General features: G+C 68.6%; 18 protein-coding genes. 13 read left to right on the top strand and 5 right to left on the bottom strand.

Annotated elements, in window-relative coordinates:
* Positions 1-326 precede the first annotated feature (326 nt).
* The gene (locus ACLQ28_RS14445; RefSeq protein ID WP_425686759.1) at positions 327-3368 is read left to right on the top strand and encodes an AfsR/SARP family transcriptional regulator; all 3042 of its coding nucleotides are present in this window, start codon (positions 327-329) and stop codon (positions 3366-3368) included.
* 227 nt (positions 3369-3595) lie between these two features.
* Here ACLQ28_RS14445 and ACLQ28_RS14440 read toward each other — a convergent pair whose 3' ends face one another.
* Entirely contained in the window at positions 3596-3775 is a 180-nt protein-coding gene (locus ACLQ28_RS14440) for a hypothetical protein (RefSeq protein ID WP_425686758.1), read from the bottom strand.
* 153 nt (positions 3776-3928) lie between these two features.
* Between ACLQ28_RS14440 and ACLQ28_RS14435 the strand changes: the two genes are divergently transcribed.
* Both ACLQ28_RS14435 and ACLQ28_RS14430 read left to right on the top strand, forming a co-directional pair.
* Complete coding sequence (locus tag ACLQ28_RS14435; RefSeq protein ID WP_425686757.1) at positions 3929-4348, top strand: hydroxyisourate hydrolase; 420 nt, start codon at positions 3929-3931, stop codon at positions 4346-4348.
* Positions 4349-4439: 91 nt separating this feature from the next.
* Positions 4440-4724: a helix-turn-helix domain-containing protein gene (locus tag ACLQ28_RS14430; RefSeq protein ID WP_425686756.1), complete on the top strand. Its 285-nt coding sequence runs from the start codon at positions 4440-4442 to the stop codon at positions 4722-4724.
* A 60-nt stretch (positions 4725-4784) separates the two neighbouring features.
* Here the strand turns inward: ACLQ28_RS14430 and ACLQ28_RS14425 are convergent, their stop codons facing one another.
* Complete coding sequence (locus ACLQ28_RS14425) at positions 4785-5183, bottom strand: 4'-phosphopantetheinyl transferase family protein (RefSeq protein ID WP_425686755.1); 399 nt, start codon at positions 5181-5183, stop codon at positions 4785-4787.
* Positions 5184-5486: 303 nt separating this feature from the next.
* Between ACLQ28_RS14425 and ACLQ28_RS14420 the strand changes: the two genes are divergently transcribed.
* Genes ACLQ28_RS14420 through ACLQ28_RS14395 form a run of 6 tightly spaced genes read left to right on the top strand, consistent with a single transcriptional unit; the run spans position 5487 to position 8371 of the window.
* Complete coding sequence (locus tag ACLQ28_RS14420; RefSeq protein WP_425686754.1) at positions 5487-5912, top strand: YbaB/EbfC family nucleoid-associated protein; 426 nt, start codon at positions 5487-5489, stop codon at positions 5910-5912.
* Positions 5909-6232 (top strand): WXG100 family type VII secretion target, encoded by a 324-nt coding sequence (locus ACLQ28_RS14415; protein WP_425686753.1) that lies wholly within the window; start codon positions 5909-5911, stop codon positions 6230-6232. The genes ACLQ28_RS14420 and ACLQ28_RS14415 overlap by 4 nt, the downstream gene beginning before the upstream one ends.
* Positions 6233-6236: 4 nt before the next feature.
* Positions 6237-6731 (top strand): hypothetical protein, encoded by a 495-nt coding sequence (locus ACLQ28_RS14410; RefSeq protein ID WP_425686752.1) that lies wholly within the window; start codon positions 6237-6239, stop codon positions 6729-6731.
* The gene (locus ACLQ28_RS14405; RefSeq protein WP_425686751.1) at positions 6724-7299 is read left to right on the top strand and encodes an endonuclease; all 576 of its coding nucleotides are present in this window, start codon (positions 6724-6726) and stop codon (positions 7297-7299) included. Before ACLQ28_RS14410 ends, ACLQ28_RS14405 begins: the two co-directional genes overlap by 8 nt.
* Positions 7296-7835, top strand: a complete 540-nt coding sequence (locus ACLQ28_RS14400) for an SUKH-4 family immunity protein (RefSeq protein WP_425686750.1) — start codon at positions 7296-7298, stop codon at positions 7833-7835. The genes ACLQ28_RS14405 and ACLQ28_RS14400 overlap by 4 nt, the downstream gene beginning before the upstream one ends.
* The gene (locus ACLQ28_RS14395) at positions 7832-8371 is read left to right on the top strand and encodes an SUKH-4 family immunity protein (protein ID WP_425686749.1); all 540 of its coding nucleotides are present in this window, start codon (positions 7832-7834) and stop codon (positions 8369-8371) included. Before ACLQ28_RS14400 ends, ACLQ28_RS14395 begins: the two co-directional genes overlap by 4 nt.
* Positions 8372-8430: 59 nt before the next feature.
* Here ACLQ28_RS14395 and ACLQ28_RS14390 read toward each other — a convergent pair whose 3' ends face one another.
* Positions 8431-10416, bottom strand: a complete 1986-nt coding sequence (locus tag ACLQ28_RS14390; RefSeq protein WP_425686748.1) for an ABC transporter ATP-binding protein — start codon at positions 10414-10416, stop codon at positions 8431-8433.
* Positions 10417-10691: 275 nt separating this feature from the next.
* On the opposite strand from ACLQ28_RS14390, the gene ACLQ28_RS14385 reads away from it, so the two are divergent.
* Positions 10692-11039, top strand: coding sequence for a hypothetical protein (locus ACLQ28_RS14385; protein ID WP_425686747.1), 348 nt, complete (start codon positions 10692-10694; stop codon positions 11037-11039).
* On the top strand, positions 11036-11887 hold the full coding sequence (locus ACLQ28_RS14380) for an NAD(P)-dependent oxidoreductase (RefSeq protein WP_425686746.1): 852 nt from the start codon (positions 11036-11038) through the stop codon (positions 11885-11887). Before ACLQ28_RS14385 ends, ACLQ28_RS14380 begins: the two co-directional genes overlap by 4 nt.
* 42 nt (positions 11888-11929) lie before the next feature.
* Here the strand turns inward: ACLQ28_RS14380 and ACLQ28_RS14375 are convergent, their stop codons facing one another.
* On the bottom strand, positions 11930-12841 hold the full coding sequence (locus tag ACLQ28_RS14375; RefSeq protein WP_425686745.1) for a DUF1707 SHOCT-like domain-containing protein: 912 nt from the start codon (positions 12839-12841) through the stop codon (positions 11930-11932).
* Positions 12842-13239: 398 nt separating this feature from the next.
* Here ACLQ28_RS14375 and ACLQ28_RS14370 point away from each other — a divergent pair, with 398 nt between their 5' ends.
* Entirely contained in the window at positions 13240-13893 is a 654-nt protein-coding gene (locus tag ACLQ28_RS14370; RefSeq protein WP_425686744.1) for an MOSC domain-containing protein, read from the top strand.
* Positions 13894-14010: 117 nt separating this feature from the next.
* Here the strand turns inward: ACLQ28_RS14370 and ACLQ28_RS14365 are convergent, their stop codons facing one another.
* The gene (locus ACLQ28_RS14365) at positions 14011-15834 is read right to left on the bottom strand and encodes a bifunctional metallophosphatase/5'-nucleotidase (protein ID WP_425686743.1); all 1824 of its coding nucleotides are present in this window, start codon (positions 15832-15834) and stop codon (positions 14011-14013) included.
* 196 nt (positions 15835-16030) lie between these two features.
* On the opposite strand from ACLQ28_RS14365, the gene ACLQ28_RS14360 reads away from it, so the two are divergent.
* Positions 16031-17005, top strand: coding sequence for a hypothetical protein (locus ACLQ28_RS14360; RefSeq protein WP_425686742.1), 975 nt, complete (start codon positions 16031-16033; stop codon positions 17003-17005).
* Positions 17006-17008: the final 3 nt, after the last annotated feature.

Raw genomic sequence — 17008 nt, 5'->3', positions numbered from 1 at the left:
GCGATATTAATACCTCGGATGCGCTGGGTCAAGCTTTTGCGCGGGGTATCTGGTCTGGCATCCGGCCTACTTCCGTATCAGTTGACGGGCCATCGGTAGAACAGCTAGGGCGACACTGGCCGTACGGCGCTGTTCCGCGAAGTGTGTAGCGGCGGACATAGATGCGATCGTAACCTCATGCGGTACACATGGGGGTGAGTACGATGTGGATTACTCGGTCGTATGCGTGCATCCATGGTTATCCGCGGAGCACCTTCCAATGCGCTTCGAATCCGATTCCGTCGTCCGGGCGACCCTGCTCTGGTGGCCCGTTCTAGGGACGGAACGTGGAATTCCGGGTGCTCGGTCCTCTCGAGGTGGTCGCCGACGGGCAGCGCCTCGACCTGGGGGGCCATCGACAACAAATCGTCCTCGCGAGTCTGGCATTGGAGCCGCGACACGTCGTTTCGGTCGGCCGTCTGGTGACCGCCGTCTACGGTGCTCGGCTGCCCAGCAGCGCACGTGCCCAGGTGCAGATCTGCGTCTCCGCGCTGCGCCGCCTTCTGGCCGCGAACGGCCTGCCGGCGGCCATCGTCACGCGGTATCAGGGCTATGCCCTCGAAGTGCACGAGGAGCACGTCGACCACCAGGTCTACGAGAGCATCCTTGGCCGGGCGGGCCGGGCCGCGGGCAAGGAACAGGCGGTGAGCTGCTACCGCGAGGCGCTGCGGATGTGGCGGGGCGTGGCTCTTGAGGGTTTGGAGAGCGAGCCGTTGCGCGCGGCCGCTGACCGGCTCGCCGAGCGCCGGCTGATGACCATCGAGGAGTGCATCGACCTCGAACTCCAGCTGGGCCGGCATCGCGATCTGATCGCAGAGCTGAGTGGTCTGGTCGCCGCCCACCCGTTGCGGGAACGGGTCCGTGGCCAGTTGATGCTGGCGCTCTACCGCTCCGGCCGGCAGGCCGAGGCACTGGAGTGTTACCGGTCCGCTCGGCGGGCACTCATCGACGAGTTGGGCCTGGAGCCCAGCGACTCCCTGCAACGGCTGGAACGCTCCATCCTCAGCTCGGACGCCGCCCTGAGCGTGCCGCCCGCCGGGGACGTGATCGAGGTCGGCGCGCCGTCGATCGGTAAACCGGGCACCGACGTCACTTCCACGATGCTGATGCCGGTGGAGGCTGTCCAACCAGTGCTGGCCGGCGTCGTCGTGCCGAGCATGTTGCCCACCGACATCGCCGATTTCACCGGCAGGTCCCAGCAGATCGAAGAGATCCAGCTCCATTTGGCCAACGCTGCGGAGAGCCCGGCGCAGTTCGCGGTGCCGGTGGTGGTGGTCGCGGGCAAGCCCGGAATCGGCAAGACCACGTTGTGCGTCCACGTCTCGCACCGCCTGTCCTGGCGTTACCCGGGCGGCCAGCTCTTCGCCGACCTGCACGGGGGAGCCTCCCGGCAGGCGAGCCCGACACAGATTCTCGAACGCTTCCTCCGTACCCTCGGGGTGCCCGGGTCGGCCATCCCAGAGGGGCTGGACGAGCGGGCGGAGGTATACCGCGGGCTCCTCGCCGACCGGCGGATCCTGGTCGTGCTGGACAACGCCGCCAGTGAGGCGCAGGTGCTGCCACTGATGCCCGGCAATCCCAGCGCCGCCGTGCTGATCACCAGTCGGCGACGGCTGGCTGGACTGCCCGGCGCCACCCATATCGGGCTGGATGTCTTCGACCCCCAGCAATCCGTCGAGCTGCTCTCCCGGATCGTCGGCGAGGTGCGGGTCCAGGCCGAGGCGGGCGCAGCGGACGAAATCGCCGAGCTCTGCGGCCAGTTGCCGCTCGCGCTGCGCATCGCCGGGGCACGGCTCTCCGCCCGACCGCACTGGACGGTGGAAGAGCTCACCAGCCGCCTGGAGAACGAGTCACGGCGGCTCGACGAGCTCAAGCACGGAGCCCTCGGGATCCGCGTCAGCATTTCCGACACGTACGACAACCTGGAACCCGACGCCCGTCGCCTGTTTCGCCGGCTGGCGCTGCTCGACTTTCCGGTCTTCGCCGGCTGGGCCGGAGCCGCGCTGCTCGACCAGCCTCTCGTCGACGCACAGGATCTGCTCGACGAACTCGTCGATGCCCACCTGGTGGAGATCGCCGGCACCGAGGGCGGCTCGCGCACCCAGTACCGCTTCCACGATCTGATCAAGGTCTTCGCCCGCGAGCGGCTGGCCGCGGAGGAGACGGCCACTGAGCGCAATGCCGCTCTGGCGCGGGTCCTCGGCGCGTTGCTCTATCTCGCCGAGCAGGCACACCACCGGCTTCACGGCGTCGACAGCCAGCAGGTGCACAGCAGCGCCCGCCGGTGGCCGATCGCTCCCAAGACGGTCGAGTGGCACATCCGCGAGCCGATGAGCTGGTTCGAGCGGGAACGGCAGACGTTGGTCGCGGCGGTGCGCCAAGCTGCGAAGGTCGGGTTGGTGGAGCTGTGCTGGGACCTGGCGTTCACGTCGGTGACGCTGTTCGAGTCGCGGCTCTATCTCAGCGACTGGCGGGACACGCACCGGGTCGCCCTTGCGGTGTGCCGGGCCGCCGCCGACCTGCGTGGCCAAGCGGTCATGCAATACTCCACCGGCTCGCTGGGCATCGTTGAAAGGCGATTCGATGGCGCCCGGCGGAGTCTGGAGCAGGCGGATCGTCTGTTCCAGCAGATCGACGCCGAGCAAGGGGCGGCGCTGGTGGGCCTGCACATCGCCTATCTGGACCGGATCGCCGGCAACTTCGACGAGGCTTCCCGCCGTTACGAACTCGCACTCAAGGTGCTTCACCAGGCGGGCGACCTGGCTGCGGCGGCCTACGTGCTGCACAACATGGCCCAGGTGGCGCTGGAGCGGGGTGAGCCGGACAGCGCCAGGAACATGCTCCCGCAAGCTCTGAAGTTCAGCCGGCAGGCACGCAGCCGTCGGATCGAGGCGCAGGTGCTGCACCGCCTCGGCGACGCACACCTGCAGGCGGGTGATCCGGCGGCGGCCGTGACGGCGTTCGGTGAGGCGCTCGCCGCCGTACAGGCCCTGGGCGATCCGATCGGCGAGGCCTACGCGATGCACGGCCTCGGCGTGGCGCACCTGCGCGTCGGCGATCACACCGAGGCGCGGGCGGCGTTGAACGACGCGCGGCTGCTGGCCGCCAACAGCGGCGAACGGTTGATCGGGGGGCGGGTCGAGCTGAGCCTCGGTGAGCTGGCGCTCGCTTCCGGCCAGCCGCCGCAGGCCGTGACGCACCTACGTCAATCTTTGAGCCTGTTTCGCAGCATTCAGGCGCCGGTTCTCGAGTCGCGTGTGCTGGCGATGCTTCGCGAGGCCCAGGCTGTGGATCAGCCGCTCGTCGAACCACCGATGGCCGAGGTGTAGGGCGGGGCGGCAGGGGGATCGCAGCGCCCGGAACCGCGGCGGCCGGTCGAGGCTGGCGAGGGGTGCGCGACGCCCACACGAAGGCCTCCAGCCTGTGCGGGTGTCTGTCGACAATTTAACCGCACGACTGGAGGCCTTCGCCTGTTATTAACATTGACTTTTGTCCAACGTTCGAATGGCCACTATATCGGACCGGCGTCGGACGTCGCCATCGCCTGGGTCGCTTCTCAGCCCCAGGGCCACGAGTCGAGGGTCTGGGCCTCCTCGGGAGTTCCCTCCGGTGCAACGACGGTCGTGCCGACGTTGGTCGCCTCGGTGTCGCCGGCCTGGGCCGCAGTAGCGCCGGCCAGGGCGAGCATGGTGCCGAAGATACCAGCGAAGACGAAGCGAGCAGCGGTCGAGCGCATTGTGGATCCCCGTTTCCCTCGTGAGTTCTGCTTTGCTGCCGTGATGGCCGCAGCGGTTCTGGGACTGACGTTAGGCACGACTCCCATCGATGGGCTATCGAAGCCTTTTCCTTCTCGCTCTCGGCCACGATAGTCAAGACGATAACCGATCGAATGCGCATCGATAGCGTGTCGCTCGAAGCTGTCGGCAATCAGGTACCCACGGTGCGGGCCGACAATGTGAGCGAGTTCTTCATGAGGATCACCGGGCACGCGCTGGATGTGGTCTATGGCCGCCCGGCCGCCGGCGTCCGGGTCCGGCTCGATGGGGCGACGGCGGACGGGTGGCAGGCAATCGCACGTGCGGAGACTGACGATCACGGACACCTGCACGACTGGGCCGACGACCGGCTCGACCATGGTGCGTACCGGATGGTCTTCGACAGCGACTCCTACTTCGCCAATCTTGGCCTGAGCGCGGTCTATCCCGAGATCGCCGTCGTTCTCGTCATGCTGGACGCCACCGAGTCCTACTGGATCCGAGTGCTGCTCGCGCCCTTTGCCTACACCGTCTCCTTCGGTTCCAGCCGATGACGCCCACGCCTCGAGCGCACATAGCGCCTCGCGGCGACATAAAGGAGGATCTTCGGGGTCGGCCCGGACGACCGCGGAGAAGGCGGGTGCGTTGCCGCTGCTCGCGATCCTGAACCGGGAGGCCGGCCGGGGTGACGGCGAGTCCACCTCCCCGCCGATGGATCCGGCTGATGATCCCGCCTATCTGAGCGACTCGGAGCGCCGGGTCGCCGCGCTAGCAGTGGCGGGTTACACCAACCGGGAGATCGCCGAGAAGCTCCACATCACGATCAGCACGGTCGAACAGCACCTGACCCGCGCGTACCGCAAGCTGAACGTGACCGGCCGGTCCAACCTGCCGGCGAGCCTGCACCTCGATTACCCCGTCGACGGCTGAGTCGTCGCGACGCCGGAGAAGGCGCCACGCCCTGGGAATCGCGGCAGCAACCTTTCGTGGTCAGGCGGTGAGCGAGCCTGGGGTAGCGGCCGCCGGTACCGGCGCGACAACGGCGATGGCGGTGAGGATGAGGCCCTGCTCGGCCGACACGGCCGGGAGCAACCCGTCGGGAAGTGCCTCGTTCGGTTCGGCGTCGATGCCCACGGTGGTGACGACGTCCGCCTTGGCGAGCACCGCCCCACGGTATCCGGCACAGTTCGTGATGCTGCCGACCAGGCCGTCCGGCCACTGCGGCTCGCCCCGCGGGCCGGGAAGCACGGGCATCGGCGGCCGGCCGAGCCGGGCCATCGCCTGGCGCGCGCACCAGCGGGCGGTGGTGAATTCCTGTCGCCGTTTGTCCACCGCGCGAGCGACGGTCTTCTCCTCTTCCGGGAAAAGGGTCGCGTCAGGCGGATCCACGGTCGTGTCGACCGATACCGCGCTGGCCCGTCCGAGAATGCTCGACGCTGGTTTCTCGGGCTGCGCACACCGCCGTACGGGAGTGCCCCCGCCGGATAGGGGGAGGGCATGCTGGCAAATTTCCGGTGGGCGCGCGGGACACCAGCGCCGCCCGGTAGGTGACCTTGAACGGGCGGATCATCGTGCCGACGTGCTAATCGACACGCTGCCAGCTGAGCTACCAGGTGGCCGCGAGTACGCGCCTGAGCGGGCGTCGAAAAGGGGCAGCTCGGTTGTATTCTCCGAGTTAAATGGGGAGGGTAGATGTCGATGAATCAATCGGCGGGCGGGGATTTCGCCCGCATGCTCGATGTGACGGTCGGTGCGCTGCGGGCTGCCAGTCCTGCGCCAGAGGATGAGGAGACCGCGCGCCGCCGGCGGATCGGGGAGTCCGCGGACGGGCTGGTGCAGGCCGAGTTCGGGGCGGACGGCCGGTTGGCGGCGCTGACCCTGGACCCGCGGTTGATGCGTCTGGGCTCTGCGCAGGTCGGCGATCACGTCATTGAGGCGGTGAACGCGGCGATCGACAAGATGCGCGGAGCCGCGGCGCCGGTGCCGGCGGCCGGGGACCTGTCGCAGCTCACCGAGCAGTTGCAGGAGATCCGGGACACGGCCGTGCCGCGGCTCGGCGCGTTCATGCAGGCGTTGGCCGACGCGCAGAGGCGCATGTCGCCCGGTGGCGCCCAATGAGCGGCTTCGAGGTCGATCCGGAGTTGCTGCGGTCCGGCGGGGACTCCGTGATCGACGTTGCCCAGAGGTTCATTGGTGAGCTGGAGAGTTTCGAGTCACAGATGCAGGGGTTCGGCGAGCCGTGGGGCGCTGACGACATCGGGTCACTGATCGGCGTCGCCTACACCACGGTCGCGGCCTGGGTGCTCGACTGCATCGGCGAGGCGGCCGAGGAGATCGGGTCGGCGGGCAGTGACCTGACGTTGATGGCTGACAACTACGAGGCCGCCGAGCAGGACGCGGCCGGCATGATCCAGGCCCTCCGCGGGCAGCTGGCCTGACGGCATGGGCCTCCAACTGCCGGGTGAGCTGATCACCGCGCTCGGCTGGCTCGGGTACACCTGGCCCGAGGCCGACGAGGAGAAGATCTTCGAGATGGGCCAGGCTTGGCTTGCGTTCGGCGGCACCGTCGGGGCCGCCGCGGGCCAAGCCGGGTCGGCCGCGACCGCGGTGTGGTCGCAGCACAGTGCCGAGTCGTTGCAGGCGTTCCAGAAGTGGTGGACGGACGCCGAGAGCGGGCCGGGCACACTGCCGGGCTACTCCCAGGCGGCGACGCTGGTCGGCACCGGTCTGATCATTTGTGCGGCGATTGTGCTGGCCCTGAAGATCCAGGTGATCGTGCAGCTCGCGATTCTGGCGTTCGAGGTGGCGCAGGCCATCGCGACGGCGGTCGCCACCTTCGGCGCGTCACTCCTCGAGATTCCGATCTTCCAGATGATCACGCGGGAGATCGTCGGCCTGTTGATCGACCAGGTCCTCTCGGAGCTGTTGGATGCCTAGCCCCAAGCCGAAGGGCTCGAAGCCACGCGGCGGCGTGCCGAAGGCGAAGGTTGGCAAGCTGGTCGGCAAGGCGGTCGAGGCTGCCGCCGAGAAGCCGAAGAAGCGGATTCCCGCGCCGCCGGTGACCCGCAACAACGACCTGCCCGAGTTCGTCCTCAGGATCAAGCGTGAGCCGACCTACAAGAAGGGACCCTTCGACCGCAAGGTCAGAGCGCTGCAGAAGCTCAGTGACGAGGGCAAGCTGTTCAAGCAGGCAAACCCCCTCGACAAGGACCCTGAGCTCACCAAGGCGTACCGCGATCGCGTCCGGCAATTGATTTTGGCCAAGTACTGGCCGCCGGGCGGCACAGCCACCGAGGAGGGCAAGGCCATGGCGAACAAGCTTCTCGCCCGCCTGGGTCGGGTCGACGCCGATCATGTCTGGGATCCGCAACTGGGCGGTCCGGACACCGCCGATAATCTGAGGTTTCTGGACTCCCATACGAACCGGGACATGGGCAACAAGATCTGGCAGAAGATCATGAATCTGCCGGACGGAACGCCGATCCGAATAGAGGTGATTCCTTGAACCCCGACCTGCGGGAACTCATCGTGGAGTTGCGCGCCGATCTGGAGGCAGACCAGCCCGCGACCTTGCTGTGGGCGCAGATCGGCCAGGGCGCACCCGCCGACAAGATCTCCACCGACGTGCCGCAGCCGGTCCGCGAGCTGCTGGAGGTCGCCGACGGCGTCCGGGCCGGCGACTTCGAACTGTGGGGCACCACCGACGTCGACTACTGGCAGGGCATGCTCGGCAGCATGCCTGAGTTCACCGGCGTGGCTGAGGAGTCCGCCGAGTGGTATTACCTCGGCGTCCTGGCCCGGGAGCCGCTGCTGCTGCGGCGCGACACTGGGGCGGTCTGGTGGTGCCCGCAGACCAGCAATGACCCGTTCTATGTGCGGGAGGAGTTCGAGGAGCTGATGCCGAACCTCGAATATTTCCTCGCCGGCTACGTCTTCGGTCCCCTGTACGTCGATGTCGCACCCGACGACGGGTGGTGGGAGTTCCTCGACGAGCATGGGCTGACCACCGTAGACGAGGACGATGAGGAGCCGGACGAGTGACCGTCACCTACGAGGAGCTCGTCGACCTGTGGGGCACCGACGGTGTGCTGCACTTCCCGGTCGACAGGTTTCACGACCTCCTCGGGCCGATCCGGCCGGAGATCTTCCCACCCAACGGCGCCTTCCCGACGGACGTACCAATCCTGTTCACCGTCGACGTCGCCGTCGAAGGCTTGGAGCTGTTCTCGAAGCTGCGCATCGAGATCGGCGACGCGGGGCCGCGTACCTACCTCGTCCTTGGCAGCTCTCCCGAGGACAGCCAGATGCTCTTCTGCCTGGACACGCTCACCGGCGGCGTCGAGTTGCTGGACCTGGAGTCGCCGAACTTCGAGCGGGCCAACACGACGTTCGCGGCTTTCGTCGAGTTTCTCTACCGCCTCGGGCAGCTGATCGCGAAAGACCCGGGCGGCCGGGAGCGCGCGGCCCGCGCTGCCGCTATCCGCGCCGAGTTGACGATGGCGGACCCGTCCGCGTTCACCGACCCGGAGTCGTGGTGGAGCCTGGCCTTCGGTCAACTGGAGTCCACCGGCCAGTGACGATCGGCATCGGGCGCGCTCGGCTCACCTGAGAGTCAGGTCCTCCAAGGCGGCGCTCCTCAACCCGAGGTGGGCTGGTGCTGCGGCGGCACCTGGACGGCTGCGCCCAGGGTTGCGTCGTAGCCGGCGGCTTGCAGGGCGAACAGTTCGGCGTACCGGCCGCCGGCGGCGATGAGGTCGTCATGGCTACCGGCCTCGACCAGGTGGCCGTGATGCAGGACGAAGATCCGGTCAGCGTGGCGGACGTTCGCCAGCCGGTGCGTGATCAGGATCGTGGTGGCCTGGCCCCGACGGTCGCGGATCGCCTGGAACAGGGCATCTTCGGCGCGCGGGTCGAGGGCGGAGGACGGCTCGTCCATGATCAGCAGTTCGGCGTCACGCAGGAAACCCCGGGCTGCCGTGATGCGTTGCCACTGCCCGCCGGAGAGGTCCTGGCCCCGGGCGAAGGTCCGGTCGAGCAGCGTCTCGTACCCGTGGGGCAGTTCGGTGATCATGTCGTGGGCGACCGCGCGGGCCGCGGCCGACTCGATGAGGTCCTGCTGGGCGTCGGTGTCGACGTCGCCGATGGCGATGTTCGTGGCCGCGGTGAACGGCCACTTGTGGTATTCCTGCGTCACCACCGCGATCCTGGCCCGCAGCCCATCGACGTCCCACGATGACATTGGGCGGCCGTTCCATTCGATGCTGCCGTCGGTGGGGGCGCGGAGGGTGGCGATCATCGCGGCCAGGGTTGTCTTTCCCGAGCCGTTCTCGCCGACAAACGCGACGGTCTGCCCAGCGGTGATGGTCAGGGTGACGTTGTCGACGGCGGGGATGTCGCGGTCGGGGTAGCACAGACTCACCCCGCGGACAGTCAGCTCGCGCAGCTGGTCGGGGCGTGTGCCGTCGGGTGCGGCACCCGGCTTCTCGGGCAGGTAAGCGGCGGCGCGGGTCATGAAGCCGGTGTAGTCGTTGAAGTGCTGGCCCTCCGTGTAGACGCGGTCGACCTGGAACGTGACGGTCGCGAGGGAGCGCTGCGCCGACTGCACCGCGATCACACACGTCGCCGCGGCGGCGAGGGGAATCTGCCCGTCGATCAGCAGCAGCCCGAGCAGGACGTACACCACGCCGGTGGCCATTCCCCCGATCATCGCCCCGACCGAGGTGGTGGTGGTGACCCGCCGCGCCAGGACGAGCTGGATGTCGGTCTCGACCTGCATGACCCGGTCGTACTGGTCGAGCAGGAACCGGCGCAGCCCGTACGACCGCAGCTCCGGTGCGGACGCCCGCTCAGCCATCAGCCGCTGCAACAGCCACAACCGGCGCCGCCGCACCGACCCGGCCGTGTACGTCTGATACCGCAGGTGTCCCGCCCGCAGGGCCGCCCACCCGTTCGGCACCGTCGCCACCAGCAACGCCACCAGCAACAGCGGGTGGATCACGACGACGGCGACGGCCACGGCCAGCACCCCGGCCAGCCCGGCGAGCAGGTTCATCGAGGACTGCACCAGCCCGATAGCCGACTCCGTGCCGCGCGAGGCGCGTTCCATGTCGTCGGCGAACGCGTCGGCGTCGAACGCCTCCAACCGCACCGCCGTGGACACCTCGAAGAGGCCCCGCTCCACCTCCCGGCTCACCTGCGGTGTCAACCCGTTCTGCGCGTACCCCGTGGCGATGCCCATCCCCGCGCGCAGCGCGGCCGCCCCCGCCAGCACGGCCAGCGCGGGCAGCGCGGCACGCACTTTGTCTGCCGTCGGACCGCCAGCGAACAACTCGACCAACACCCGCTGGGTCGCCAGCAGGCCGAACGCCGCCATCACCCCCGCGCCGACGGTCGCTACGGCTACCACAAGCGTGCGAGGCCGGTCCGCGCGCCAACTGACGCCCAGAGCGGTCCGAACGAGTCTGGGTAGCTCCGCGAAGACGGTGAACACGCCGGCCTCCGCCCGCGCCCGCACTCCCGTCTCCCACCACGTAGCCCGTAGCTCCGGCAATACCGACTCCGGCCGCGTGGGGCCTGGCTGGCCTGGTGGACGGGGGTCCCTCGCAGTGGCCGTCTCGGTCATGGACATACCTCCTTGAAACGCAGAAATAGCTCGCGGGCGGAGTGTGTGCGTGGGGGTCGCTCGATGGGTCGACCGTAAGACGCCAGCCGTCCGACACGCCCGTCGCGCCGGGCCGCGACATTGTCGGCAGATGCTGACTCGGACTCCGACAAACTGCGACACAGCAGGCTGCGCGTGACCACCCGCAGCCGATGACGTCGCCGATAGCCTGCGCGGGCTCCGCGCTGCTGTCGATCGCATCCCCGCCCGTGCCATACCGGTGCGGGCAACCCCGGGTGACCGACCCAGGATTGTCGGAGGTGGCGGCTTCGGTCTGTCCGCACCGTGACCGCATCTCGGCACCGCCAGGGGGTGGCAGACCATGGCTGACCGCTCACCTGCACAACGACAACCCCGACCCGGAACAGGCCGCCGGGCTGGCCCTGCAGGCCCTCGCCCTCAGTGCGGATCACCACTACGAGTCGGTCAACCAGCGCGCCCACCAGTTCCTCACCACCGCCCGGCCATTCGCCAACATGGCGCTGATGCGCCGCGTCGCGGAGCAGGTCGACACGCGCGCTCGCACCAGCCGACGGGGAGGGCGCGCTGCGACCGCGACGGGTGACGCTAGGTTGTCTGGATGACACGCATCGGATTTCTCGGTCTCGGCCGGATGGGCGCACTGATGGCCGGTCGGCTGATCGCTGCCGGCCATGAGGTGACGGTCTACAACCGCACTGCCGATAAGGCGGCGCCGCTGGTGCAGGCGGGGGCCCGGGCCGCCGCGACCCCGGCCGAGGCGGTCGCAGGGGCCGACGTGGTGATCACCATGCTGACCGGACCGACCGCCGTGGACGCGGTGCTCTTCGGCGACCACGGGGCCGCTGCGGCGCTCGACCCGGCCGTGACGCTGGTCGAGATGTCGACAGTCGGCCCTGACTACGTCGCCTCGCTGCGCGACCGGCTGCCCAACCTGGACTTCGCGGACGCCCCGGTCAAGGGCAGCCTGCCGGCCGCCGCAGCCGGGGAGTTGGCGATCCTCTTCGGGGGCAGCGACAAGACCCTGGCCCGGGTACGCGAGGTGCTGGAAGTGCTCGGCGACGTCCAGCATGTCGGGCCACTGGGTGCGGGCGCGGCCGTCAAACTTGTCGTCAACGTGGCGCTGTGCGGCTCGTTCGTGCTTGTCGGTGAGGCGCTGGCGCTGGGCGATCGGCTCGGGCTGTCCACGGAGACCACCTTGGCGGCGCTGAGCGGCACCGCCCTCGGTTCACTTGTGCCGCGGGTGCGCGCCCGGCTAAACAACCCTGAGGCGCCCACCCAGTTCTCGTACGGCCTGGCCACCAAGGATCTGAAGCTGGCGCTCGAGGCCGGCGCGCCGACGGGGGGCGTGATCGCCGCCGCGCACCAGCAGTTCGCCGGCGAGTTGCCCCGGCTCTCCGAGAGCGACATCGGGGAGATCGTCGCGGTGCTGCGGCGGGCTGCGACCCGCTGATCAGCCCCGAGGATCAGGGCGACGTCGACCACGTGACAACGGTCAGTGACCGAGGATCTCGACCTGGATCGCACCACCGAGCACGCCGGCGGGACAGATTGCCACCATGGCCATCAACACGGCAAGGAAGACTCTGGTCCCACGCTCCACATCCGGGTTGAGACGGTAGACCGCCGTCGCCATGAGCAGCAGTCCGGGAAGCATCATCAGGAAGGAGCGGCCGCCTTCGGCGGCGCTGGTCGCCACGACCATGAGGACGAACGCGATCGCGAGCATCCACAGGTCGCCGGGGCGAGGCGGCGCGACCTTCAGGTCCGTGACTCGGATCTTGAGTGCGTCGGCGATCTCGCCGCGAGTTCGGGCTGCCTGGACGGCGACCGATGCGTCAGCCATCTCGTCGAGCGTCATCTCACCTGCTGCGACTTGCGCGGCGAGCGTGGCCAGGACGTGCTGCTTGTCCCGAGTGGTGATCAACTTTCGAGCGGTTTCGACGGCGCGCCTGGCATCCTCGACGACCGCAGGTTGCCACACGTCCGTGTCGAAATAGGACATCTGCTGTGCTTGTACGAAGACAAGGTCGTCCGCTTGCAGGGGCATCGGCTTCGAGGCGATCCAATGACGCGCCCGCCCAGACCCACTGAGCGGTTGAAGGGTGATTCGCGGCCGGCCATCCTCGATCGTGATGCCCCTGACCGTATAGGGCTTCCAGCGACGATCACGTGATTCGCTCGGACGCTGCATGACACTGAAGTCCCGGAGACTTGGTGCCTGACGGCCACCCGCCGTGGTCACGTTCCGGGTGGGGTCGTCGGTGCACGGATGCTTCGGCCACGGCGGTCCCAGATCATCGAAGAAGACTCGGCTGCCGTGCTGATTGGCGTAAAAGTAGACCGACGCGCCGCAGACGGGGCAGCTGGCATTCGGGCTGATCCAGCCCACTGCAACGCTGGACACGGTTGAGGATGATCTCGCGTAGCTCCGCCGAGGCGGCGCGGACGACCTGGCAGACGATCTGGACACCTTGTGGGTGGTCACCCAGTGCCGGCTGCCGCCCGAACTTGTTCGCCAATGCCCGCGACGTCGGTACGTCGTCACCAGATCGCCGTCAGGCGCTGCGTCAGCATCGCTGAAGGATAGCCACCGTCGCCGTCAAAGCCGCAGAGGACCGCTCATGTTCCCGAGGTCATGCACGGGCGGGGACGGCGCACCCGTGAGGTCGCCGTCTCTGCCCGGCCCGACACCCCCGAGCCGATACGCAGCCACATCTACTCGGAGATCCACCAGGCCACCGCGCCGCTGATCTACGCCAAAATGCTGCGCACCCAACCGGCGGACCACGTTAGTTTGCTGGCGTGAGCAGAATCGTTTCGGTCAATGTGGCGCTGCCGGAGCCTAACCCGGCCAAGGGCGTCGGTATCACGGGCATCAACAAGCGGCCGGTTGACCACCTGGTAGCCGTTCGCGCGCCGGGGCCCAAGACGACCGGGCTGCACAGCGGCCTGGTTGGTGACCAGATCTTCGACGTCGAGCATCACGGCGGCGACGACCAAGCCGTTTACGCGTACGCGCGGGAGGACTACGACTGGTGGCAGGCGCGGTTGAGTCGCCTGCTGTCCAACGGGCTCTTCGGCGAGAACCTGACGACCGAGGGGGTTGACGTCAACGGCGCCGTCATCGGTGAGCGGTGGCGCATCGGTCCGCGGTTGGTCCTCCAGCCGACTTTCGGCCGCATCCCGTGCGTCACGTTCCAGCACAAGATGGGCGAGCCGCGCTGGGTGAAGACGTTCACCCGGGCGAACCGCCCGGGCGCGTACCTGCGTGTGCTGGAGCCGGGCGAGGTGTCCGCCGGCGACCCGGTGGTCGTGGAGGGCCGTCCGGCGCACGGAGTGTCGATCGCAGAGGCGTTTCGGGCGTACATGACCGAGCCGGAACTCCTGCCCGAGCTGGTCGAGATCGACGGGCTGCCCGACGATCTGCGCGAGACTCTCGCCGAGCGGCTTCTCTAACGGTCCGCCCCTGGCCGCGTCCCCAACATCTCTGGGCAGGACACCTAACCACACGTGCTCGGGTGCGGGCGATGCTCGACCGCCCGCACCCGTCCGGTCCTGCGTCGTTGAGCCGTCTCAGCGGGACGGCGTCGGGGTCGCCCGGTTCAGCGCGGGCGGGCGGACCGGGGACTTCTTCTCCAGGTAGCGCCACAGGGCGTCACCGCCGTTGTACAGGCTGCGGTCCTGCTTGCGCGCGTCGAACAGCGCGGTGAAGCCCGGCGTGGCGTTCTTGGCGAAGAAGTTGTTCGCCAGGGTCGCGATCCGGTACGTCGACTTGGGCTTCAGCGGCTTCCCGCCGATCCGCACGCTGCCGGGGTCGACTCGGTCGCCGACCGGCCTGGACAGGTCGTAGCGGTAACGGACGTTGTCCGACACCGCCATCTGCCGGTAGGTCACCGTGCCGTCGGCGGCTTGCTGCCACTGACTTTCCAGCAGTTGGTCGAGCTGGGCGCCGGTCACGTCGCCCCGGACCAGCCCCACCCCGATGCCCGTGTCGTAGACGGTGCCCAGCGCGATCTCGGAGAAGAGCACCCGACCCGGGGCGTCGGCCGGGTTGGCCGGGTCGGCGGCGTACTTGACGTCCCGGCGCAGGATGCCGGGCATCGCGACCGCCAGGTCCGCCTTGCCGTCCTTGTTCGCGGCCCAGAGGAACGCGTCGGCGGCGACGTTGTACATGGTCGACTCGGCGCTGTCACCCGGGGCCCGGGTCAGGTCGGCGGTCACCCGCGCGACCGGCAGGTTCGACCGCTTCGCCAGCTCAGCCCGCCAGTAGTCGGCGATCCGCAGGGTCTCGGGGTCGGGGGTCACGTCCTGGGTGTTGGCGTGGTTGACCGAGGTCGTCCGGTCCCGCAGCACCTCCCCGGTACGCGGGTCGAGCTGGAGGTTGATCTCGTTGAACAGTCGGCCGTGGTTGGCCGCCTCCACTACCGGGCGCGGGTTGCCGGCCGGGTCGGGGAGCATGCAGTTCACCAGGGCGTGCCAGTGTCCGGTGACGATCGCGTCGACGTCCGCGCTGATCCGGGCGTTGGCGTCGTACATCGGGCCGAAGGGGTTGACGCACTCGTCGTACCCGGCGCCGGCCTCCTGGGAGAAGCCCTCGTGGATGACCGCCACGATGGCCTTCACGCCCTGCCGGCGCAGCTCCGCCGCGTACTTGTTGACCGTGTCGGCCTCGTCGAGGAAGTCGAATCCCTTCGGTGTGTAGGACATCTGCTCCTCGGACATCAGCTTGGTGGTGGCGTGCACGAAGCCGACCGGCAGCCGGCCTCCGTGTCCGTCGCTGACGTACTCCACGTGGTACGGCGGCATCTTCGGCTTGCCGCTGCGGTCGTCCACGAGGCTGCCGGAGTAGTAGTCGTAGTCCGCGCCGTGGAATCGCCGGCCGGTTGAGTCGGTGAAGCAGATGTCGTCGTCGGGCCGCCACCGGCAGGTGCCATCGTCCATGTGCCGGAGGAACTCGTAGCCCCGATCCATCTCGTGGTTGCCGACGGTGGAGAACTCCAGCCCGACCGAGTTCAGGTACTCGATGGTCGGCTCGTTCCAGAAGAATCCGGTCTCGTTCGGCCAGCCGCTGAAGTCGTCCCCGGCGGAGAAGAGGATCGAGTTGCGCTGGCCGGCCTGGGCCTGCTTGAGGTGTGTGGTCAGGTAGGCGCCGCCGCCGACCTGACTGGCCGGCTCGCCGGCCCGGGCTCCGGGCACGGTCGTGGTGTAGTCGCCGAAGTAGCCGTGCAGGTCCGTGATGGACAACAGTTGCACCGGGACGGGCGTACCCGGCCGGGCGCCGGCCGGCGAGGCCAGGGCGGCCGGCGGTGCGGCTCCACCGGCCAGCAGCAGCCCGGCGGCCACTGCGGCGGCCAGGGCCGATCGGCCACGTCGGAGCAATCGGACGCTGTCACGCATGTGTCGGGCTCCCAAAGATGGTTGCGGATCGGTTCGCCCGGACAGCCTCTGCCCAAATGATCAACATCGTGTGAACTGCCGTGGTGCTCGACCTGACCACGCACTGACGATGCACTGCCAGGGCATTCACGGTATTGCCGCGGTCATCTCCAGTTAGGATAAGACCCCGCATTCCACCCAAATCCACCCTGGACAGGTGTCGACCTTGCCTCACATTTCAGGTGCCGTGCTGCTGGTGCTGCTGGCAATGACGCCGATTGTGCCGGCGAACGCTGCTCCGCCGGACCAGTCGGACTTCTCGTTGACCGTCAGTCCCAGCCGGATGGTCGTACCGGCCGCCGAGATCGGGCAGCTGCGGCAGTTCACCGTGACCAACCGAGGTCGGTCGGCGATCGACGTGTCGACACGAACGGCGAGCTTCGCGGTGGACTCCAGCGGAGAGTTGACGTTCTCCTCGGACGCGGCACACACGGCAATCGAGTGGGTCACGGTGGGCCCGGAGCGTTTTCGGCTCGCCCCCGGTGCGGTGAAACTGGTGGACCTCCGGATCGCGGTGCCGGCGAGCGCCGAGCCTGGCGAGCATCAGGTCGCGGTGATCTTCTCGGCGCCGCCGCCGGCAGATGCTCCTGGGATGAGGGTCCGCCGCAGTGTCGGAGCGCCGGTCTACGTCACCGTGCCGGGCGACGCGATCGACTCGGTGCAGGTCGCCGAGGTCGATGTGCCCGGTTTCGCGCTGGGTGGTCCGCTGGCGCTCACCGCGACGGTACGCAACGTCGGCACCCTCCATCGCGACTTCGTCGCGGCTGACCAGTTGCGGGCCCGGGTGGCGGGAGGGGACGTGAGGTTTCCCGACTTCACCCTGCTGCGGGACGGCAGTCGACAGGTCAGCACCCGGTGGGACGATCCACCCCTGGTCTGCGTCTGTCGGGTGACCGTCGCGGTGTCGAACCCGGACGGCCGGTCGGGGAGCGCGCGGGCGACGGTCGTCATCCTCCCGCTGCACCTCATTGGTCCGGCGGTGGGGGGCATCGTGCTCGTGCTCCTGCTCGGCTGGATGCTCCGGCGCCGCCGGGTCGAGCACGCTGCGGTGACGCCGGCTGCGTCCATGGTGGTTGCTGACGGAGAGCACCAGACGGCGCCAGCGCCGGTCCTTGGCCACCGGGGCCGGTAGGCG

Origin of the sequence: Micromonospora sp. DT201 (assembly GCF_049841575.1) — a bacterium.
In the GTDB taxonomy this organism is placed as follows: Bacteria; Actinomycetota; Actinomycetes; order Mycobacteriales; family Micromonosporaceae; genus Micromonospora.
Note: the sequence above shows the minus strand (reverse complement) of the source record. Positions and strands in the feature narration are given on the sequence as shown.